The organism is Sphingobacterium sp. LRF_L2, from assembly GCF_965644235.1.
Taxonomy (GTDB): domain Bacteria; phylum Bacteroidota; class Bacteroidia; order Sphingobacteriales; family Sphingobacteriaceae; genus Sphingobacterium.
In genome coordinates, this window is the sequence record NZ_CBFFRI010000008.1 from 26,296 (window position 1) to 49,148 (window position 22,853).

20 protein-coding genes are annotated in these 22,853 nt (G+C 37.5%); 5 read left to right on the forward strand and 15 right to left on the reverse strand.

What is annotated here, in order from left to right; translation table 11 throughout:
- Positions 1-182: 182 nt before the first annotated feature.
- From ACSZOX_RS16330 to ACSZOX_RS16370, 9 genes are all read right to left on the reverse strand, one after another.
- Entirely contained in the window at positions 183-785 is a 603-nt protein-coding gene (locus ACSZOX_RS16330; RefSeq protein ID WP_437921201.1) for a hypothetical protein, read from the reverse strand.
- 170 nt (positions 786-955) lie between these two features.
- Positions 956-1,549: a hypothetical protein gene (locus ACSZOX_RS16335; RefSeq protein WP_437921202.1), complete on the reverse strand. Its 594-nt coding sequence runs from the start codon at positions 1,547-1,549 to the stop codon at positions 956-958.
- 101 nt (positions 1,550-1,650) lie between these two features.
- Positions 1,651-1,992: a hypothetical protein gene (locus ACSZOX_RS16340; RefSeq protein ID WP_437921203.1), complete on the reverse strand. Its 342-nt coding sequence runs from the start codon at positions 1,990-1,992 to the stop codon at positions 1,651-1,653.
- Positions 1,993-2,444: 452 nt separating this feature from the next.
- Positions 2,445-2,840, reverse strand: coding sequence for a hypothetical protein (locus tag ACSZOX_RS16345; RefSeq protein ID WP_437921204.1), 396 nt, complete (start codon positions 2,838-2,840; stop codon positions 2,445-2,447).
- A 958-nt stretch (positions 2,841-3,798) separates the two neighbouring features.
- Positions 3,799-4,257: a hypothetical protein gene (locus tag ACSZOX_RS16350; protein WP_437921205.1), complete on the reverse strand. Its 459-nt coding sequence runs from the start codon at positions 4,255-4,257 to the stop codon at positions 3,799-3,801.
- Positions 4,258-4,396: 139 nt separating this feature from the next.
- Positions 4,397-5,062: a hypothetical protein gene (locus tag ACSZOX_RS16355; protein ID WP_437921206.1), complete on the reverse strand. Its 666-nt coding sequence runs from the start codon at positions 5,060-5,062 to the stop codon at positions 4,397-4,399.
- 148 nt (positions 5,063-5,210) lie between these two features.
- Positions 5,211-5,777 carry a hypothetical protein gene (locus tag ACSZOX_RS16360; protein ID WP_437921207.1) on the reverse strand — a complete coding sequence of 189 codons (567 nt, stop codon included), beginning with the start codon at positions 5,775-5,777 and terminating at the stop codon, positions 5,211-5,213.
- Between the two features lie 199 nt (positions 5,778-5,976).
- Positions 5,977-7,074: a hypothetical protein gene (locus ACSZOX_RS16365; protein WP_437921208.1), complete on the reverse strand. Its 1,098-nt coding sequence runs from the start codon at positions 7,072-7,074 to the stop codon at positions 5,977-5,979.
- Between the two features lie 218 nt (positions 7,075-7,292).
- Positions 7,293-8,180, reverse strand: coding sequence for an AraC family transcriptional regulator (locus ACSZOX_RS16370; RefSeq protein ID WP_437921209.1), 888 nt, complete (start codon positions 8,178-8,180; stop codon positions 7,293-7,295).
- Between the two features lie 42 nt (positions 8,181-8,222).
- Here ACSZOX_RS16370 and ACSZOX_RS16375 point away from each other — a divergent pair, with 42 nt between their 5' ends.
- Genes ACSZOX_RS16375 through ACSZOX_RS16385 form a run of 3 tightly spaced genes read left to right on the forward strand, consistent with a single transcriptional unit; the run spans position 8,223 to position 10,797 of the window.
- Positions 8,223-9,170: an NADP-dependent oxidoreductase gene (locus ACSZOX_RS16375; RefSeq protein WP_437921210.1), complete on the forward strand. Its 948-nt coding sequence runs from the start codon at positions 8,223-8,225 to the stop codon at positions 9,168-9,170.
- 50 nt (positions 9,171-9,220) lie between these two features.
- A complete protein-coding gene (locus tag ACSZOX_RS16380; RefSeq protein WP_437921211.1) occupies positions 9,221-10,198 on the forward strand; it encodes an alpha/beta hydrolase in 978 nt (325 codons plus the stop codon).
- A 2-nt stretch (positions 10,199-10,200) separates the two neighbouring features.
- Positions 10,201-10,797: an NAD(P)H-dependent oxidoreductase gene (locus ACSZOX_RS16385; RefSeq protein WP_437921212.1), complete on the forward strand. Its 597-nt coding sequence runs from the start codon at positions 10,201-10,203 to the stop codon at positions 10,795-10,797.
- A 189-nt stretch (positions 10,798-10,986) separates the two neighbouring features.
- Here the strand turns inward: ACSZOX_RS16385 and ACSZOX_RS16390 are convergent, their stop codons facing one another.
- Entirely contained in the window at positions 10,987-12,003 is a 1,017-nt protein-coding gene (locus ACSZOX_RS16390) for a zinc-binding alcohol dehydrogenase family protein (protein ID WP_437921213.1), read from the reverse strand.
- A gap of 243 nt (positions 12,004-12,246) precedes the next feature.
- On the opposite strand from ACSZOX_RS16390, the gene ACSZOX_RS16395 reads away from it, so the two are divergent.
- Positions 12,247-13,116 (forward strand): helix-turn-helix domain-containing protein, encoded by an 870-nt coding sequence (locus tag ACSZOX_RS16395; protein ID WP_437921214.1) that lies wholly within the window; start codon positions 12,247-12,249, stop codon positions 13,114-13,116.
- 13 nt (positions 13,117-13,129) lie between these two features.
- Here the strand turns inward: ACSZOX_RS16395 and ACSZOX_RS16400 are convergent, their stop codons facing one another.
- Together ACSZOX_RS16400 and ACSZOX_RS16405 are read right to left on the reverse strand one after the other, a co-directional pair.
- Positions 13,130-14,134 carry an aldo/keto reductase gene (locus tag ACSZOX_RS16400; protein WP_437921215.1) on the reverse strand — a complete coding sequence of 335 codons (1,005 nt, stop codon included), beginning with the start codon at positions 14,132-14,134 and terminating at the stop codon, positions 13,130-13,132.
- 189 nt (positions 14,135-14,323) lie between these two features.
- Positions 14,324-14,665, reverse strand: coding sequence for a winged helix-turn-helix transcriptional regulator (locus ACSZOX_RS16405; protein WP_437921216.1), 342 nt, complete (start codon positions 14,663-14,665; stop codon positions 14,324-14,326).
- Between the two features lie 139 nt (positions 14,666-14,804).
- Between ACSZOX_RS16405 and ACSZOX_RS16410 the strand changes: the two genes are divergently transcribed.
- A complete protein-coding gene (locus tag ACSZOX_RS16410) occupies positions 14,805-15,407 on the forward strand; it encodes a nitroreductase family protein (RefSeq protein ID WP_437921217.1) in 603 nt (200 codons plus the stop codon).
- 155 nt (positions 15,408-15,562) lie between these two features.
- Here ACSZOX_RS16410 and ACSZOX_RS16415 read toward each other — a convergent pair whose 3' ends face one another.
- The 3 genes from ACSZOX_RS16415 to ACSZOX_RS16425 form a co-directional block, all read right to left on the reverse strand.
- Positions 15,563-17,566: a RagB/SusD family nutrient uptake outer membrane protein gene (locus ACSZOX_RS16415; protein WP_437921218.1), complete on the reverse strand. Its 2,004-nt coding sequence runs from the start codon at positions 17,564-17,566 to the stop codon at positions 15,563-15,565.
- 10 nt (positions 17,567-17,576) lie between these two features.
- The gene (locus tag ACSZOX_RS16420; protein ID WP_437921219.1) at positions 17,577-20,810 is read right to left on the reverse strand and encodes a SusC/RagA family TonB-linked outer membrane protein; all 3,234 of its coding nucleotides are present in this window, start codon (positions 20,808-20,810) and stop codon (positions 17,577-17,579) included.
- A gap of 120 nt (positions 20,811-20,930) precedes the next feature.
- Entirely contained in the window at positions 20,931-22,847 is a 1,917-nt protein-coding gene (locus ACSZOX_RS16425) for a glycoside hydrolase family 97 catalytic domain-containing protein (RefSeq protein ID WP_437921221.1), read from the reverse strand.
- Positions 22,848-22,853: the final 6 nt, after the last annotated feature.

Below are 22,853 nucleotides of genomic sequence, written 5' to 3' on the forward strand. Positions count from 1 at the left end.
ATCGTGTGTATTTCTATACTTTACTATTAAAAAAGTCTTCGGTTATATGTTGGAATTCCACATTTAATATGGTTATAATAGTGGATGATGCACTAACATTATCACCGACCACAGTTATTTGATTTCCAAGTTCTCTACTTCATGAAAGCGTAACGATGTAAAGGGCAAATATCTTGTATTATTTATCTATACATTTTTTCAAATTCTTTCTTTAATAGTTCACCTTGCTGTCTATTGATAGTATTAATTTTTCCGTAAACGACTTCAAACTTTTCTTTGTTCTGCAAATCGTATTTACCTGAGCCATCAAAAACAAAATGCCAAAAACTTGTTATTTCTTCTTCGGGTTTCGTAATCAGAATTACTAAAAATTCTTCAGGATATTTAATTATTAAATCTGAAAGTTCTTCTTGAAAATAACTTACAGCATCTGCTTCCCATTTCCCATTGATGGAAATTTTTATTGTTTTTTTTATAAGGGGTATCAAGTATTCTTTAGGTTCATTAAACAAAAAAGGTATATGATGCTTCGCTTCAAAATATAATGGACTTTCCCCTGTGTCATCATTGAATCCGTAAAAATCTACAAGTTCATGGTATGTATCAGGAAACAATTTAAAAAAGGTTGTATAATCTTTCTGCTCAACAGCTGTTTTAAGTTTCTCTATTCTCGTGCTAGCAATACTATCGTTTTGCGTAACACCATTATTACCATTCTTTTTTTCATTTGCACCGCAAGAGAAAATAAAAAACGACACTATTATTGTAAGAAAAGGTATCTTCATTTTTTTAGGGATTTTATTATTAATGATTGTCACCTGATCTTAAAAACATTTTTGTTAATGAGTTAGGAGAAATACGAAACTTCACATCGTATGAACCTTTTTCGGTTAAGCTATAAAACGTACTTATCATTTTACAAGCATCAATCTATCTGATATTACATTGAAAGATTTTAATATAGCGAGTTACTTAAATAGATTTCCTTTTCAAAAGGTTCTCCTTTCCAGCAATATGGTGTACCGTCAAGAGGCCAGTAACTAATTTTTCCTTTTTTTCGTTTAAGGTTTTCAAAATAGTTTTTATATATTTTATATATAGATTTCAAATCCTCATCTTTTGTTACTGGAATATTGGTCTCCCGAAAGAACAGCTTAGGTTCAATTTTTGGATAACCTCGTGTTAACAACCATGAGAAAGTGAATAATGCTTCTACTTCTAGTGTTACTCCTTGAAATTTTCTTGTTCGACTGGTTGCATTTATTATGAAGAATTTATCACTAACAGTTGTATCCCCATTAAAGAGCAAATACTCTTGTAAAATTTTAAGTCTATTTTTTGCTGAATACATAACAAAAACCGTCCTATCATCTGTAATATTAACTATTCCCTCTCTTTTAATTGGAGGCATTTTAATCGAAATGTATTTATCTTTAGATTTTTTAGACAAATTTATTTCTAAAAACTTGAAATGAGCATCCTCAATACACTGTGTGAAACTAACATTTGTATTGATTAAGATAAAAAATAGTATATATATAATTTTCATCCGTTTTTTCAAAGAATTGTACGTCTTCCAACTAAATTAGACACATTAGGTTAAATCCTTAAGGAGTACTTCGACGTATAAAATAGATATTAATTTGGTCGCTATTCTCTAAAATCTGCATCAATGATGTCAAAATAATGAGATTTTATACAACAAGTGATCTGCTTATCTTCTCCGTTTTTATCAACAGCATATAGATCTATGTACATACTCGTGGATGAACTTCCCATTGGAGTCATAGGTTTTAAAATTTCATACCAAGGTTTACGAAATTTGCCTGAAGAAAACCATAAAACCCTATGATACTCTAAGGTAAGTTCGTTCTGTTCCAAATAAAAATCAATATACTCTCGGAATGCCGCTTTGACCGTGCGCCTGGTCAATAACCAAACTGCTAAAATAAAAATAAAAGGAGGACTAAAAAATAATAGATCTAAAGTCATAAGTTAAAATCAAAGAATCCAACAAAAATAACCTATATTACTTGTAAGCAGCAAAATAAGTTACAAATAAAATGTATTCAAATCAACACGGTAAATCTAACATCTAACCTGACTTTTGAAGTGATAAGGTTCTGATTGTCTCCAGCCCTCCATATTAACTTTTTTTCTTGAACGCCGACAATTTTTCAACACCTGATTTACCTTTACCTACAACCGGATCACCTTTTTCTTCAATACCACATTTGCTTTAACCCTGCTGACCATTGCCAAAGAATCGGATTTTCTTTTCCAATCTTCGTGTTCCTTACATACTGCCGAAAAACAAAGTATTAAAATTATGGAGTACGCTGTTTTCATTTTGCAATATTTTATTGGGTACGTGCTAATTTATGCAGGTCTGTTATAGAACCATATTTTTAACCTCCATGATCGGAGCCACCACTCTGTGAATATCAAGTTCTGTAAACTAACGCCAATGGGCCATCTTTTTCAACAAGCGTAGACCAGCCAGGAAGAGCATCCTTTTCGAGTTTTGCCAACAAGATATTAGAAGCATAAACTTTCACACAAACCTTCCCATCATAACTTCCCCACTGAATATTGATAGATGTAGATGTATCAAAAGGTGAAATATTTTTTTTAACAAACATAGTAGGATTTGCAAATGGAAGATCTTCTTTGTTTTTCCAATCCACCGATTCAGGCGTGTCTATATGATTATAAAGCCAAACATCACTTATGATCTGATTTTCTTCCAATAGATATGCGTAACACACCTTGTCATCATCTTCTATGATAACTGAAAAGGAAGGCAATTCCTCATTAAAGTATTGACCGAAATACCCCATTATTTATTATTTTTTTTGTTACTTCTTGTATATATTTATACTAATAGATATATACCTTTTTCCCCTTTATTCTTTTTGTAATCATCCTTATCTCTACGAGTATTTTATCGGATTGGGCGTTGTTGTTTTATAACACTTATACATCTTTTTTATTAATTTGCTTTAAAGACATAAGAATGATAGTACTTAATAATAAACAGATTATAATATCAACAATAAGATAAAATAAATTAAACCATTTTAAACTCTCACAATCCTCACATTTTCCATCTGTATCTTGCAAAAAAACAAAAGGAAATCCAATCCGAGTAAAACCATCACTTACTGCATTAAACTCTCCTAAAAAGATATTGAAGCATATAAACAAAACAAAAAACAGAATAACTATCCGTTTTATATGGTTGCTATATAAAAATTTACACATAATGAAGCCTTCCCTTTTTGGTAGGCTTACCTATTTCCTGCGCCAACGCAAGAATGATAGATTGAATTTTGGCCACATTTTAAGTAAATCTGCGCCAATCCACTAATTGCCAATTATATGCCATGAGCCAATTACATTCATTAATCGGCTCAAATATACCAAATCCATGAGCCGATTAAGAGCTTTATTCGGCTTATAATACCCTTTTTAGTCTAAGAAACAAAAAAATTATCGTTATGCAGACACCGGATATAGATGAAAAAGTGTAACATCTATTAATAAACCCTTCAAATCCGGATGTAAAAATATTTAAGATAGGGATGTTCTAAGAGAAAACAGCAAATGATAATTCATAGGTAGACTTACCTGTTTTTCTATACTGTAAATTGCTTCTTCCCTTTCTTTACAAATTGATCTGGTTAAAAAAATCGATAATAGATAAATATAGGACAATTTGAGCACATCATCTTTACCAGATTTAACATCTTAAAGATGCAAAAATATTGACTTACTGTTAAATCCTATCAGATAAAATTAACGGGTATCCATCATATCTTCGTAATGACAAATAAATTGATAATATGGTGTTCTACCATCCGGCCCCAACTTCAAAAATTCAATGATCACATCGTTATATTTATCTAATTTACAACCACCTATCACTTTATTTGCAAAAGGCATACCTTCATCTTTTAATAGTGATTCTATTTTTTCAGAATCAGAAAAGCGTATATTGGAACCAATCAATTTTTTAAAATCTAACACCCTAGTAGTAGGATTGTAAATCTTAATAACGACAGCATTTAGTTCAGGAAAATATATTTCCTCCTGCAGTTTTACGGTAAAAAAAATAACTGAATCAGCATCAAAAGTATCTTTGATATTAGTCTTAAATGTATTAATATCGAAAGAACAATCCACATTTTTATCTATTTTATTTGAAAAAAGACAACTTTGTAATAAAAGAACCGCAATTAAAAATAAAAATCTCATTTTCTGTAATTTAAATATTTATTAGAATTTCTTTCGGTGCGGATCATACAACTTATCATCTCGGCCAAAATAGTCTCTTATTTCCCTCCTCCTTCCAATACTTGTACGGATCCCTATGTTTTATAGATTACCAAATAACTCACTTTAGTTTCAGACCTTTGAAAAACCTTTGAATTAGTAATGTATCTATTCCCAATAAAATCCCCAATCCTATAATCAGAAAAACGAAATTCACACGATATCCGATATTAAATTTGACCCAGTTCATTAATTCGTTGTTACTGTCAAAGCTTTTAATTGAAGTGCATTGTACGTCCGTAATCTCCCGTAAGTCAATTTCCCTGACGCGAATATTTTCATCAATACTTACAAATTGTTGTCTAGCTTTATCTGTTGAAATCTTAAACACCAAAAAATTATCACTATAGAAGTATTCGTAAATTTTCTGTATACGACCTCCTCCTAGAATAGATTTCCCTGAATATAATACTAAAGCATCAGTACTATCCACAACGACAAGACCATAATTATCGGAAGATATGTCGTATCCCCAGTAATCAAATTTCAGCCCATACGGTAGATTATATTCATTTTGTAATTTATCATTTTTGAAAAAATAATATATATCATCTAACGCAAGAATTAATAGCAATACAGAGAACGCCAAAAAGAATAAAAGAAAGAACATTTGAAGAACTTTATTCATGACATTATCGTATATTTTTATTTTTTCACAACCTATGCAAGCCTCGTTATTATTGAAAGATTGATGTGCAATTTCAGCAATCCATGGTAAATCAAACACTAGTTCAACACTTAATTCTTTATCTTCTTCACTAAAGCTAACTTTTGCTTCTTATTGCATTCCGGATTCAGACAAACCAAATCAATCAGAATTTCTTTTTATGGATGTGCCGTAATTTTGCTCTCCTACACCAGCACTCGTTTACCTGCTAATTACCAAACTTTAATTCTCCAAAAAACAAACTTTTTTTCCCGACCATATCGTAGTCATCATTATAGATCGGATCAAACATATAAATATATAAACTTACTTCAATATCTTTCAATTCGACAACTTGATCGGCAGTAATATCATAAAGCCTTGTGATGGTACGCGTGCCTTGCCATTGCTTCGCTGTACCTTTCGGATTTCTGTCAAATCGATGATCATTCTCATCCGTGTAATACCAATAAGAAGGAGCCATATCCATCAAGTAAAGCTCTTTATTTTGATTAAAGAACACTTCTGCCATACCCGTATTTTGAAACCAGGGTTCGTCTGGCTCGAAAAAATCAACGGCTTCTCCAAAATGATTTTCATCTGTAGTTACGCCTAGTAAAAAACCTTCTACATCTGTCGCCGATATTTCAAATTGAAACGGTGTTTTTTGCAGTTTGTAAACATTGTCTACAGCCTCAATGACTTTTCCATCTTGTTTAACGAGGACCCGCAAAGATTGTCCAGACGCTATTAAAGCAGATAAGAAAAAAAGAATCGACAAACTTATTCGGTTCATATGTAATTTTTTATTCGTAAGGATTAGATTTCATTGAAATAAAAGAGCTCGTTTCACGCTTTTTCTTTTCTAATAGCGATATGGAATATCCGACTTATTTTGATCGGTGATTGTGTTTATTGACCTTGTTTAATTCTAATGGAATCAATGAACTCATTACATTCGGTTTCCAATCACGGACATTTCATCTAAATAATTATTAAAACAGATCGGCTTTCAATTGAATTTTCAGGTAAGCGACTTTTTGTTTTTCCCCCTTTATGGCTGCTGAATTTACGGGATAAACTTCTGCATAAAACGTGTCGTGGTTTATCCAAAAACCTTTTTTCTCATCGCCGATCTTAAACCCCGTAAAGTTTACATACAACTGATTGATCTGCTGCTTAGATTCCGGCAAATATTGAGCAACCAGAAAATCTGAACCCGTATCATCATTACTGCTGATAGAAGAGACTCTGTTGATAGAAGGAATAATATGAGGGTAGCCCGAGGTAAATAAATCCATGGAGAATCCTTCTTCAGGATTGTAAAAGGTATAGTAAGAATTGTTAGAATCTTGATTCTCTTCTTTAAAAATTTCTAAGCCCAAAAAATTGGAATAGCCAATATAATAGTAAGATAACAGCCCATCTTCGGTTTCCAAATTTTCGTACTGTTGAATCTTCTGTTCTTGACCGTTTTTGTCGGATATCCAATCGTTACCTTTTAACTTTACATGTGGACTTTTCGTAAAAATCTCCTCTGCCTTTGTTTTCAAAGCAGCATGGTACTCCTCAGCTGTCACTTCTTCCACCTCCCCATATTTAGCAAAGGATTTATCCTTAAGATCAGACTTATCCATATACACGCTACTTCTAATCTCATACAAATTCACTCCTTTCAACATCAAATCAAATGCCCCTGTAAATTCAGACTTCAAAACAAAGGCTTCAACACTATTGGCTATATTATTCGCTATGCTATAATGAATGGAATAAAAATCGTCAAACTCCTCAAAACCATAATAGTTATCGAGTTTACGATAAGGGATTTTTAGGAACGTAGCATCTTTGTCTGGACTTGTAAAAAAGTGAACAGAATCTAATTTGGTAAATAATTGAAACGGTACATCTTGTACATTATCTACCCCTTTTATCTTTTTAAAATCAGCAAATGTGATGCCTTTTTGCACAGCTTTAGTTTCTACTTTGGTGGTCTCTGTCGTTTTATTTTGAGAATTGCATCCAACAGCAATAACCAAAAAACACAATATAAAAAATAGAGATACGTTATTCATTTGCTCACGTCTAGAATTCATTGCATATTATTTGATGCGAATATATAAGTATTCAAATTACCGACAAATAAAACAGCTTCATATAAGGGACAAATGGCTGAAAACAGGGATATAAATGTACCTGTAAAATTTAGCGCATTTCGCTTTTATTTTAACCGAAATTTAAAATGACTTCCAGCGTCCTTTATGCAGAAATATGCTTTCCATCTACAGCTGAAGAACGAGTATATACAACCTGTTTACATCGGTCCAGAGGATTGTATTTTTCTATAGCTCTTCAAACTCATTCCTTTATGTCTTTTGAAAAACTTATTAATATGGCTCTCATCTGCAAAACCAAATTCATCCGCAATCTCATGAATCCTCCTATCACTAAAACGTAATCGATGTTCAATCTGCCGTATCCGATAAGAAGAGATATACTGTTGTATCGGCTCATTGCATTGCTTCCGAAAGTAGCTGCCAAGATATGTAGGCGATAATCCGAATTCTTTGGCTATTGTTGCAATTTTTAATCGATCAGGTTCACGGATATTTTCTTGTATATAATCCAGAATGCTTAACGTGCGCAGGTCTGCATGAGGTGAAATATTTTCTGGTTTTATGACTGAAATATTCCGAGCAGCGATCACAATAACAGCGTTTACAAAATGACATATCAAATCTTCATTATAGATATTATCGTGTTCCACTGCATGTCGTATTCCATCCATGATAGATGCAACCATTCGTTTGTCTTCAACATTTTTCAAAATTGACCCCGAAAGATGCGACGCATAGTATAATAAGCATTCGATATGATCGATACTTTGCCAGCTATAGGCTTTGACATAACCCGGAGCAAAACGGATGACCATAAATTCACACATGTTTTCAAGATCAAACGTATGACTATCAGTTGGTGTAATCAAGAAAAGATCACCGGATTTGAAAGGTAAACGATTACCATTGATGGAATGGCTTCCCTTACCAGACAATACATAGACAAATTCAAAAAAATTGAATTGTCGGTCGCGTAAAGGACAACTATCGACCTGTTCGTAATAAACCTCCAATGATTTGTGTAGATTCTCGCGCGCCATAATAGCAAAGATACCCAAATAGGCTTGAAATATACCTGTTTTCACATTTATTATCGGTCTATTTTTGCATATATCAATTAAGAATAAATGAAAGCAATTGTATTGGAAAAATTCGGAGGTATCGAAAACCTGATCTACAAAGATATTGAACAACCTAGAATAAGAGCAAACGAAGTATTGGTCAAAATAAAAGCAATCGGTATAAACCCTGTCGATGTCAAAGTCAGAAACCGACAAGCTCCGTTGGCGGAGGATCTATCAAAATACGATCCTTTGATTTTGGGTTGGGATATTTCTGGCGAAATAGTAGAAATAGGAAATCAAGTAACAGAATTCAACATAGGCGATGAAGTATTCGGTATGGCCAATTTCGTAGGACATGGTAGCGCATATGCTGAGTATGTAGCAGCTCCTGCCGGACATCTTGCTCTGAAACCCAAAAACATCAGCCATGTGGAGGCTGCGGCAAGTTGTTTGGCCGCATTGACAGCATGGCAAGCATTTGTCAGCTATGGTAAGTTGCGACCAACAGATCGGGTACTTATACATGCTGCTTCAGGGGGTGTTGGACATTTTGCCGTACAGATTGCCAAACATATCGGGGCCTTTGTGATCGCTACTGCATCTGCCGCAAATAAGGATTTTGTATTGGAATTGGGCGCGGACGAATTTATCGACTATAAAAGTGTTCATTTTGAAGAGCTGTTATACAACATTGATTTTGTATTGGAAGCCATTGGAGGACCTAATTTCCGGAAATCAGTACAAGTGCTGAAACCGTTTGGAACCATTGTTACGTTGCCTTCAGGACATACAGAGGAAGATGTGTTAAAAGCACAAGAGAAACAGCTGCATGCTTGCTATTTTATGTCCGTTTATTCCTGCGGGCAGGATATGCAACATATCGCGTCTTTACTAGAAAAAGGCATACTAAAACCGCATGTCTCTCATGTATTCGGATTTGAGGAAATGGCTAGAGCACATATACAGATCGAAACGGAACGTACTGTCGGTAAAGTAGTTGTCAAATTCTAGAAAAAGAATGGATGATAAAGAATTTTCCAAGAATAAAATTAACTAAGGAGATGAAGATTAAAGAAGGATCATTGGGAATGAAAGAAAAAATAGATCCCGAATTATTAGCTATATTATCAACAAGTGAGTGGAATGCTATAGATTATGCTAATCTAATAGTAGATAATCCAGCGCAGATTAGAAAAGAAGAAAAGGATCTGTCTTTAAAAGAAATACCTCTCATTGCGCCAACACAGCTTGAAGTAAACGATATCTGGATTCCTTCTTCTGATAAGTTAAGAAATATAAGATTGAGAACATATCGACCAAAAGAGAAAGCCGATCTACCTGTTTTATTGTATTTCCACGGAGGGGCATTTATATTTGGCACACCGGAACAATATGATTTTATTTTTTTTCGGCTGGCCTTAGATGTCGGTATGCTAATTGTCTCCGTTGATTATCGACTCGCCCCTGAAAATCCTTTCCCAGCAGGCATGGATGATGGCTATGATACACTGTTGTGGCTCTCAGAAAAGGCTGATCAAATAGGAGGAAACTGCGGCAACATTCTAATCGGTGGTAGCAGTGCTGGAGCCACTATTGCATCATCCATCACACACATGGCTAGAGACAGAAAGGAAGTAGATATCAAGCACCAATACTTACTTTATCCTCCGACATGCCATCGTTTAAGGACGTTATCAATGCATGAATTGGCCAATGCCCCCATGCAGACACGACAATCTGCAGCATGGATGTGGAAACACTATTTACAGGATAAGATCGACTCTCCTCCAAGATATGCGGTTCCGATGTGGGAAAACAATTTTGAAAATTTACCAAAAGCAACCATTATAGTTTGCGAGCTTGATCCCCTAAAAGACGAAGGGAAGAAATATGCTCAAAAACTAAAGCAGGCTAATGTATCAGTCAATCTATTGGAAATCCCGGGAGCAGTGCACGCTTTTGACTTTTTCCCTTGTTCATTGTCCGACAGTTTTTATGAGAAACAGATAGAATTATTCAAACATATAGTACATCAATAGAAATGAAAAACATCGTAGTCATCAACGGTCATCCCGATAAAGAAAGTTTCAACAGTGCCATCGCACAAACTTATGTAACCTCCGCTTTATATCTAGGATTGCATGTACGGTATATTGCTATCGGAGAATTGGATTTCAATCCCAATCTCGCATTTGGTTATCGACAACGGATGGAGCTTGAACCCGATCTAATAAAGGCATTGGAAGATCTAAAATGGAGCCATCACCAAGTATGGATACATCCCCTATGGTGGCTCGGAATGCCTGCGATAATGAAAGGTTTTTTTGATCGGCTTTTTCTTCCAGGAATTACGTTTAAAAGCAATAAAGGAGGAAGTAGCGAGGGTTTATTAACCGATAAAACAGCCCGAATAATAACAACGGCAGGTGATTTATCCATCGACATGTACGAAGAAACCTATAAATCTAGCGGACTGGTACAGCTAAAAAAAGGTATTTTGGAATATTGTGGCGTATCTTCCATTGAAAACAATTTTATTGGGCCTCTTTATGAGCTGACTGAAAAAGACAGAAAAGAATGGATAGAACGATTAAAGAGCCTACCCAAAATAGATGCAATGCAGGAAAGTCTATTGTAATGGGGCCGCATTATATTGAATTACCCAACATTTTAGTTGCAAAACGCATACCGTTTATTTCAGTCATGGTTCAAGCTTTGCATACTATTCAAAAACAGCCAAGGTTATTCACCTTGGCTGTAAACCAAAAATCAAAAAAGATAGAATAGTATCGATATATTTTACGCCTTCACAATAAGGACAAGCGAGTTAAAACTTCACTAAAATACGAAAGACATCTCCTGGATTTTTCCCCCAGTAATCCAATGCTTCATGTGCCTTCTCGGGCGTATAAACAGAGGTAATAAGTTGATCTATTGGGCATGTCTTTTTCCGAAGATAACGCATAACAGCTTGAAAATCTTTCGGAAGTGCATTTCGGGATCCTTTAATATCCAACTCCTTTTTAACAAAAAACTGTGTATCAAAAGGAATAGGTTCTTTCGCGTATCCAATAAATACAACTCTAGCCGTAAATGATGCGATTTCGATAGAAGCGATATAGGTTTCTTTTCTTCCCACAGCTTCGATAACAACGTCAGCTCCTTTTTCTTGCGTGAGTTCCAATATACGTTTCTCTAGATTCTCCCGACTGCTGTTAACAGTTTCGAACGCACCTAATGATTTCGCTAGCTCCAACTTCGCATCGCTAACATCTACAGCAATAACCTTAGCCCCGCGGTTCGCAGCTCTAACAATTGCACCTACACCAATCATTCCGCATCCGATAACCACCACAATATCTGTATCAGAGACCACCGCTCTATCAACCGCATGAAACCCAACACTCATTGGTTCTACTAGAGCCAATTCCTGTTCCGAAAAATCATCCCCAGGAATAACCTTATCGTACGGGAGCAACAAAAACTCGGACATCCCGCCGTTCCGCTGAACCCCTAAAGTCTCATTAAATTGACAAGCATTTGGTCTAAAATTGACACAAGCCGAACAGCGTCCACAATTCGAGTACGGGTTTACCGTTACTTTCATACCTTCTTTCAAATCAGCAGGAACGTCTTCCCCGATTTTGAAAATTGTTGCCGCGATCTCGTGTCCCGGTATTACAGGCAATTTAACCAGTGGATTTTTTCCATTAAAAGTATTGAGATCCGACCCACAGAATCCAACGCTATTCACTTTGAGAAGTACATATCCAGGCTTAACTTCAGGCATAGGAACATCTAACAGCTCTGCCTGACCAATGGAGGTTATTTTTACCGCTTTCATTTTTGTTGATGATTAAAACTATGTCGAACGCCGTTGGATAAAAGACTTCCAAACGACCGATTCGGCTTATAATGCTCTATTAATCTAGCAAAACTAAATGAAACAACCTAAAAAAAAGCATCACATTATCGACTAAATATGGTACAAAATCGATATCACCGATACGAAGAAGTGCTTGCAACCGCCCCTTAGAATGCTTACATTGCGTTTGCAAATCATTCGTTGTTTTTTTCAGCTAAAGAGATGACTAGAAACAAAAATCAATTGGACTTCCTACTCTTAAATATAGGGTATGCAACACATAATGGAGATTGGAATTTCAAGAATATAAAAAGTCCATTTGCAAGGATCCATGTTGTTGTCGAAGGCAACGCGGCAATAGTATATGATGGATATCGAACAAGCCTGCAGAAAAACCACATGTACCTCACTCCTGCCTACGTACATCACGGCTATGAATGTGAAGGGAAATTCTCTTTGTTTTATATCCACCTTTATGAAAATCCAGAACGAACATCGAGCATATTCGACAGCTATTCTTTTCCTTCGGAAATTGTTATGGACGATTTACTTTGGAATCTTGTCAAACGTTTACACGAAACCAATCCGAATCGTCAACTTTCTTTTTACGATCCGCAGACCTATGATACATCTTCCGAATTGATAAGAAATATCGCTCTGCAAATCAGTTCACCACTTGCTGTAGAAACAGAAAACGAAGGCATCATTAAGATCATTCTATCGCGGTTTCTTGCACAGGCAAACGATAAGACACCCGATGTCGATTTGCGATTATTGAAAGTACTGGACTTTATCCACGAAAATATCCAACATGCAATAGCGATTGACACACTGGCTCAAATTGCTTTTCTTACAAAAGATCATCTCATTCGTTTATTCAAAAAGCAGATGAACAGCACTCCGGGTAGATACATCAATCAAAAGAAAATCGAAAAAGCACAACTCATGATGCTAGTTGAAGATACCAGCATACAGGAAATAGCTTTTAAATTAGGCTTTGAAAATGTATCTTACTTCAATCGTCTCTTTAAAAAACTAACAGGTGAAAATCCATCGGCACACAAAGCGCGCCTAAAGGCATTTCAGAAGTAGAATAGACGAATTCTTAAAGTAAGCCTGCCTTTTGCATGGATTCCCAAAATGCCTGTGGAATGGATTTTGTCGCCATATCCACATTAATCTTCACCTTTTCAGCTTTGGTGGTATTGAGCGCGACAGCTTCAACCCCATTAATTTTAAACCCAAAATTAAAACAAGCTTCTGCAGGTTTGATTTGAAATTGCTCACAAAGTGCCCAGAACTTCTCGCGCCAACGATACAAGCTTTGCCCAGATTCGGTTTCTGGATCCACGAATTTATAGTTATAATGTGTACCTCCAACTAGAAAACCACCATTAAAGACAGCTGAATTGATAACAATAATATTTTTCGCAGCAAGCTGCTCAATAAACTGAATTAAAGCTAACGGATGATCGTGTATCGTTAAACTGTTTGCGATCATTACCCAATCTAAAGCAACATCTTCTGTGATACGTTGGATTGTACGCCAATCTTTTGATCCCACACCTATTCCCAATACCTTTCCTTCAGCCTTTAAATCGGAAAGAGCCCGATAAGCCTCCAAAATATCCTGATACCTTCTTTCCCGATCTGCCGCTGAAGTTGCACAGTCCAAATATTCATCGGGGTCATGAACAGATACGAGCTGTGCACTATAGTCGCCTAACAACGTATTACCTTGTTGAAAACAAGCTAATATACCTTCGTAACTAATCCTTTGCTCCGCATCATTTTTCAATCCCTTCCAAACTCCAGGTTCAAATGTTGGCTCGTCGGTCCGTAAAGGTACACGATACCAGCCCAATTTATTACTGATCAAAACCGTCGAAGGATCTACATGGAGTTCAGCAAGACATTTACCCAAGACTTCTAAGGATAAACCCGCACCATATTTCCCTGCAGTATCAAAGACGACCTGTCCCCTGGATGATTGCACACACTGCTTGACAATTTCCAGTTTCTCGTCGAACGGAACATCTACATACAGATTTCCGAGCCCACTTGTTCCAAAAATAACAGGGGGTAATATATCAGCCAAAGAGTTTTTCATATCGATTTCGCGTCCTGTAATTCAATTAAGATTAGCAAGGATAAATCTAGGCAGTTCGGCAAACAGAAACCACATATATTATCGACATTAATTAGCATTTTATCGACTTTATCCGATATTCAAAAAACATTGAAGGAGTTCTTCCAATATCGTCTGTTTGCCAGATTTTATATTTCTTGTTTTTACTCACTATTGCTCATCCTCAGCTAATACTGCGCAATCCATATCTTTGTTAGGCGTATAAATTATCTTTTCATTTTTCTTTGCCGTATTATCTCCCCATCGCGCGATTTCAAGAAGTAACGGAATAAGTGTTCTACCGAATGCTGTCATCTCATAGTCTACTTTTAAAGGTGCTTTGTCGGTATACACGGTTCGTGTGATCACTCCGTCCTCCTCCAATTCCTTTAATTGTAGACTCAAGGTACGCTCGGTTACCATTGGAATTGCCTTTTTCAACGCACTATATCTTTTTTTTTCGATGAGGTGAATCAATATGACTGCTTTCCATTTACCCCCTATATATCTCATTGTCAAACTGGTGGAACATGGATATTTTTTATCGTCTATAGAATACATCTGTTACTATCATTTTTGACCGTTATTGCAAAGATAATTAGCTATCATTAAGTTTGCAACTATAAAAAGTATAGTTAACAAATTAATAGATATGATTTTTTTAGACCTTGCAAAACGTCGATACGCCACCAAAAAGTACGATATCGCCCGTAAAATTTCAGTGGAACAGATTGAAGAATTGAAAGAGATCATCCGATTAAGCCCTTCCTCAATCAATAGTCAACCATGGAAATTCACATTCGTCACTGATGACGAGGTAAAAAGCGAACTGGCGGCACAATCTTACATGAACGAACAGTCCATCAATAATGTCGGACTTTTAGTTGTATTCAGTGTGATAGACGACATCACACATTTTGAAAAACGTAACCTTTCCATCTTACCCGAGGCGTGGATAAGCGGATTCTATGAGCCGATGATAAAATCTAATGGTGATGCCGCTGTCAAATCGTGGATGGAGCATCAAGTGTATCTTTCATTAGGCTATTTTTTAAGTGCTTGCGCAAGTATGGGCCTTGATGCAACACCTATGGAAGGAATTGACCGCAATGCTTATAAGCAAATATTAAAACAAGAAGGATATGCGCCTTTATTTGCCGTAACGGTAGGATATGCAGACTTAAGCGATTTCAATCATCCCTCAATTTCGCCTAAATCTCGTTTTGAAATGGAGGATATTATACAGTCTATTTAAAACGGAGGAGTTATTAAATAAAAACCTCGCTAACAGCTTGTTAGCGAGGTTTCTTTTTTTAACGGCCATCGTACAATATGTACGGCATCTCTAAAAATCACTAATTGATTCCGAAACCGGAGCAATTTCCAGATCTGTTCGTAAGCACCTTATTATTAGTAGCCAATAGCGCCACTTCCTGCTGTCGTAGGCCAACCGGGGTTTTGATAAATAACAGAATTGTTAATGCTTCCATCTGTTGAAGTCAACTGAAAATGCTCTACAGCTATAGGTGCCAGATAGTGAGCCAATGCAAATCTTAGCCCGTTGTATGATAATGTGTTACTACGAATTTCCAAAGGTCTGAGATAAAGTCCTAAAGAAGGGTCTGAAACTACAGCCTTGTCATTACTCGCACCGTAAACTAATTGACCTGACGTATACCAATCTTTCATAGGACCCCATAATTTAAAACCCTCGACATGATACGCCGTGTTTATCATCTGATCCATCGCTCTCCAACGTTTAAGGTCCATTAAACGTAATCCTTCAGCCATCAACTCGCTTCTTCTTTCTCTTCGTATATTATACAATGTAGGTGAAATTAAATTGCCCGCGGAATACGCTCCCCAATCTAATACTTCCTTTGACATCACTGTTGCAGCAATGGTTGCATTGAAATCCGTATTTACTTTTGCTCTAGCTCTTAATTGTGTCCAATAACTTTGGGCTTTAGCATCTAAACTACCATTTTTTTCGTAGCATGCTTCCATATAATTGAGATAAGCTTCAGATGCTCTAAATGTAATACTACCTGTGTAGCCTTTTCCATTATTTGCTTGCAACCCGTCATAAGATATTCCCTTTCTTATGGTGTATCCGGAACTATATCCTTGTGATCCACCAGCGATATATACACGTGGAATCGGTTCCGTAACTGTGGCATGCGTTCCTTGTCCTACATTAACTAAAACATTGGTTTGTCCTGGTTGCTTTAAAAACAGCTGTAAGCGATCGTCGCGATCTTCTCGCACATCTTCGATGTAATCATCGCCATGATAACCACTTCCTGCCGCATAAATAGGTAAACCATTGGCCATCAAATAACTTTCCACCAAACTACGTGTCAATCCAACAGCATAATTATCACCCTGCATGTAAACCGGCACATTATGATTTTCTAAACTTTCACTGTATTGACGCCATAACAACACTTCACTATAGCTAGACATGTTTAACGCGCCAAACATACTGAAGTAAGGGTTTTCATTGTTTGCAGATTCGATAATACCGGTGTTCTCTACCAGAACGACATTGTCGGCAACGTTAGCTGCAGCTTCCATGGCTTCCGATAGGAAGAAATCAATTTCACCATCTATGCTTCCCGAAGAAAACTGAAAGTCAGCATTATAATCCTTAGCAGCGCCTGGCCAACCTTCTCCGTTTGGTACGAAAGCAGTCCCCTTAAAATACTTTAACCAAGTACCTTCGAAAAGTCCGACTCTCGATTTGAGTAGGTAGGCAACATTCTTACTAATACGTTGTTTCATTCCGCCAGGAGCAGCGTCTTTGAGCAACGTTATCGCCGAATCAAGATCAGAAAGGATAAAACGCGCAACTTCCGTCCTTGGCGACCTTTTACTCGCGTCTACCAAGATCTGGTTATCACTATCATCCAAAGCCTTGCGAAGAATAGGCAGATCGCCTAATGCTTGCAACTTCGTAAAATACTCATGTGCCCGCAAGAAATAGGCTTCTCCAATATAGTGGTCGATGTTCTCTTGCGAACCTAAAATCTGGCCTTCTTTCCATTTAGGAAGAACCTGATTTAAGAAATAATTTACCTCATATATATTTGTAAAGTCCCAATCTCCTTTCTCCGATTCAACACGCCATTGACCTGGAACAAACTTCGTATCTACAGTTCTTACAACCTGATTGTCCGTGCCCGCATCCGTTCCGAAAGTACCTAAGGACCAATTGCTGTGCGATGGAAGAATATCAACATAACGAGCGATTGTGTAGGCTGCTAATTGCGATTCATCGTCGAAATAATCCTCTGGCACAATTTCAGAGGGAGGTGTCACATCCAGGAATTTTTGACAAGATCCGAAAGCCATTGTAACAACAAATCCGGCAAGAATCCATAGTTTATTTTTGCGTAAATTCACGTTTTTCATTGTTTTAAATTTAAAAAGTAACACTCAAACCTGCGGACCACACTTTTGTAAGTGGGTAAACCGTACCACTGCTTCCACCGTCTATTGTTTCTGGATCGAACATACCTGCCACCTTCGAGGCTGTCCAGACATTTTCGCCCGAAACATATACTCTTAATCTAGATACCCCAAAGTGTGCTGTTTTTTCTGTGGGTATCGTATAACCCAACTGTATATTCTTTAAGCGGATATAAGACGCATTCTGTAAATAACGTGTTTGAACCTGTTGATTTTTATCCGTTCCGAAGATTGGTCTCGCGTAATAACTATCAAGATTCTCGCCAAGCGAATTCCCGGCTTCACGGAAATAATCTAGGTGATCAACAAGACCTGTAGACCACCACTTGTCTGACGTAGCACCCCAGAAATAATAACCTCCTTGCCACACATCACGCTTCATCACACCTTGGAAAAACAAACTGCAATCAAAATTCTTATATTCAGCATTCAAGTTCAATCCAAAATTATAACGCGGAGTGGTATTACCAATAATAGACTGGTCACCAGGATCGCTTACAGTATTACTTCCTTCACTGATTTTTCCATCACCATTTAAATCTTTGTACATGATATCACCTGCGGACCACTGGGCTCCAACAGCATCTTGTCCACCGTTAGGAAGGCTAGCTAAATGCGCATCCATCTCAGCTTGCGACTTTGCGATACCTACCGTAGTATATCCCCAGATATCACCCAGTTTATGATTTGGGATATATGTACGATCGTCATCAGCAGCATCGGCGGGAGAAATAATCCCTAACTCATTGGGATACCGAGTAATTGTCGTTGTGTAATCGGAAATTAAGAACTTTGCTCCATAGCTGAATCCACCTTGCGTGCGATCATTCCAACCTATCGATGCTTCAAACCCTCTAGTTTTTAAATCTGTATTATTTGCTGCTGGTTCGTCCGTTCCCAACACTGCTGGTAATTGCGGTGCTGGACCAACCATATTTAATGTCTTACGTTGAAACACTTCAAAGGATCCAGAAAGTCTATTATTCAAAAGAGCAAAATCAACACCTGCATTCAATGTATTAATGGATTCCCAAGTCAACAAAGTACTGATTAACGCAGGAGAACTAGCGGTATTTGGGCGTAGACCATTCAACAACCAACTGCCATTTGCCATTCCTGTCTGCATAAGAAGATAGGTTGGATACAAATTATCTGTATTCTGGTTTCCCAATTCACCGTATGATCCCCGTAATTTCAGCATGTTCACAAAGGGGAGCGCATCTTCAAAAAAGTCTTCTTTCGAAAGATTCCAACCCGCTGACACGGAAGGGAATAATCCCCAACGGTCGCTCGATCTAAATCGAGACGATCCATCGTAGCGCATGTTAACTTCTAAAAGATACTTATCTTTATAATCGTAATTTAAACGTCCAAAAAATCCCGCTGTAGCCCAATTCTGATATTCACCAGAAACTGCAGGTGATACGACATTGCCATTGGGATCAGTGCCAGATGTAAGGTCAAGGACAGGTTGGGAAGAGACGATGATTCCATCACGTTGCACAGCCAGATTTCTATAAGCTGTACTTTCAGCCTGAAAACCTAGCATGCCTTTTAAATGATGACTGCCCCAGTATTTATCATATTCAGAATATAAGTTGATGTTGTAGTAATTCTCTTTGTAACCAAACTCGTATACATTCGACGTGTTTTTATAAAGGTATGCATTGCCATTTACATCGTAGTTATACAGACGTTGTGAATCCCAATGCCGAAATTGCGTCATGGTACGGTAATTCAAATTAGCAAAGGTTCTCCAACCCTTTATTGGTTCCAAAATAAGCTGCAATTGTTGGTACACATAGTCTTTCACGGAGTTATCATTTCCTCCATCACGCATACTCAAAGCGGGAGACGGTGAACTGTACAGATAACCGTTTGGATCATACAAAGGCAATGTTGGCCAGCCCTGACGGCCAAGATCATTGTAGAAAGATTCGGTAAGACTCGATGGTCTTTCGTAATCTTCGCGTACCAAACGAGCGTTGTACCCCACAGTAAATATATCGGATACTTTCGTGTTTATCTTGGCTGAAACAGCATATCGTCCATAATGATCTGTATTAAAAGCCATCATTCCCTGCTGCTTCATAAAATTACCAGAAAGGTAATACGTCGTCTTTTCCGTGCCGCCATTAATACTTAAATTATGTTCGTGCGCAAAAGCCTGGTCTCGATACATCGTAGCAAACCAATCAATGTTATCGTTTCCATGCGCATAGCCATCCGCCCAACGTTCTGCATTATCCGGATTAACGATAATAGAGCTGTTGATAACACCATTCTGATAATCTAAAATACGTTGAAGATGTTCTTCGGAGAATTGAGGAGAACTATTTCCATTAATATCTGCTTGATTAAAATACTGTGCAAAAGTATACGAATCCATCATTTTAGGAAGTAGAGTTGGTGAATTTAAACGAAAACTATTGTTGTAGTTTACCGACGTACGTCCTGCTTTCCCTGACTTTGTGGTGACAAGAATAACACCGAAGGCCGCTCTTGATCCATAAATCGATGATGAACCAGCATCTTTCAATACAGACACACTTTCAATATCTTGGGGATTTAAAGCAGCCAAAGATCCTTCGGAACCATCAATCAATACTAAAGGAGCCGAAGAAGAAAAAGAACTAATTGTGCCCGTACCCCGCACATTTATACTAGGATCGCTATCCATCGTTCCACTATTTTGCGAAATATTCAACCCCGGAGCTAAGCCTTGTAAGGCTTGCGTAGCATTTCTTACAGGTCTATTTTCCAATTGTTTGGCATCCACAATCGCCACAGACCCCGTCAAATTGGATTTCTTTTGAGTTCCGAATCCCACTACGACTACCTCATCTAGCAAGTCTCCTTCCGACTCCATCAGCGTGACATCAATCGTATTGGTGCCGCTTTGTGATACTGACCGCTCAGCCAGATTGATACGTTGTTCGGTATATCCTATAAAGGAAAATACTAAAAATTTTGCTCCAGTAGCGGATAAGCTATAATGTCCTTGCTCATCCGTCAAAGCTTGTACAGAGGTTCCTTCGGCTGATACGGTTACACCTGCTAGTGGCCCTTGCGCATTTCTTACAACACCCTCAAATTTCACCGTTTGCCCATAAACCTGGCTTACGGTCATTAAAATCAGGAGACAAAGCGTCCCCAGACTTTGTTTTACAAAGTTACTTGACTTCATTTTACATCTAGTTTAATTGAATAAAAGGTTAACATACAGACGAACTACTCTTTCGGAATATCGTCTTCGTTTTTGATTTTAGAATTTGTTCATATTTATTAGTTATAGTTTTTCGTTACTTTATAGCGATTCTGTTTCTAACACCGCAAGGAATCCTCCTCGAGCCAAACAGCTAAGTTTGCTTTTCACATCCAATTGGTCTTCAATAGTAAAACTATCAGGTTTATTGCCGTCTTTTACAATATAGCCGTTGACCAATTTTCCGGGAAGTGACGATAGATCTAATGCAAGATTCAGCTCCTCGTCCGTCCCGTTCAATCCAGCTACATACCATTTTGTGCCTTTTCTTCTCGCAATAACAATATGTTTACCAGGATAGCCAGAAAGTAGCTTCGTATCATCCCAAACTGTAGGAAGTTCGGAAAGCACTTGTCTAACCTTTTCAGGTAGTGACCGGTACACAGAAGGACGATCAGGCCTATGCTGCCATGCAGATTCAAAAGCCACCATCAGTGCGAGTTCGTGACCATGAGAGGTGATATGCTTGTGTTGCGAATCGGAAAAAGTACCTGGCGTATAATCCATTGGGCCTATTACATTACGGGTAAAAGGCAATGTGACGTTATGTATAGCGGCTCTGCTCGTTAATGTATCGTTATTATTGTACCATTCCGCACCATATACGGCTTCCATGGTCATGAGATTCGGATACGTACGTGACCATCCTCTCGGTGTAGTCGAACCATGAAGATTTACCATGAGTTTATGCTTAGCTGCATCTTCCAACAGGTCAATATAATAATCCATCATCGGCGCCGCATCACCATCGAAAAAGTCGATCTTCACGCCAGCAACGCCAATTTTACTTAACCATTCATATTCTTTATTTCTATTTTCAGCAGTATTGAGTCTATCCAAAGGACCTGGTGCTCCTTCGCCAATCCAACCCGTTCCTGAATTATACCATAGCAATGGTTTTACCCCTTTACTTTGGGCATATTTTATGGCATCTTCTACATTTCCGCCATTAGACATTTGGTCCCATTTCCAGTCGATCAGATTATATTTCCAGCCCATCTCTGCAGCTAGGTCGGTATAGGATTTCACTTTTTCGTAATCACTTGAACTGTGGTTATAAGCCCAGTAAATCCAAGCCACATTTCCAGGTTCTATCCATGCGGTATTTTCGATTTTCGCTGGTTCGGAAACATCCGTTATCAAGGTTGATTCAACAACATCTGCCAATGAACCAATAATGAGCGTTCTCCACGCTGACTTCCAAAAAGTAGGTAATGGTAATTTGTCCTGACCCAACTTTACGGTATAAACATCCGCTATCTTCCTATTATCTAAACGAGATCCGGCATTACCTCTAGTGATATTAGCCTCAGAGATCAATACATATAGCGATTTGTTTTTTTCAACTAAAGCTGGATAGCTCCATTCTCCAGATACATTTTCGGTTGTATTTGGAAAGAAACCTTCGTAATCATTTTTGTATCGTTGCATCCATTTCGTTCTACCATTTTCAATGGCATAACTTGTATTTTCCCGCAAAAGAGTATCGATAGTCTTGTTTTCAAGATCATAGCGAAATGCCACTCCATCGTTAAAGACACGAACAACGACATTTAACGTTTCTTTCTTCTTATTTTGAAAAGTAAATGTTCGTTCGGTTCCTTCATTTTTACAGTGGCTACGTTTACCAGATAGCATTTCGTACTCTTCCGCTATGAAAATTTCCTTTCCTACCGACACAAGTTTAAGTGCATTGCTTAAATTGGACGTTGATGTTTGTAGACCTAGGCCAATGGCTGATAAGGCAATTTCTTGCGAATTTCCATTTTTTGACCATATTTGTAATTCTGGTTTACCGTACCCACTCTTCTTTCCCTTTATTTTTAGCTCTGCCCGAATTTTAGCACTCGGTGAAACAATCTCTTGCGCCTGCAGCTGCGAAGTACACACGGCAGAAAGTCCTAAAAATAAAACCGTCCAAGCAACCTGTTTCACATTTAATATATGTTCTCTCATCATTTTCAA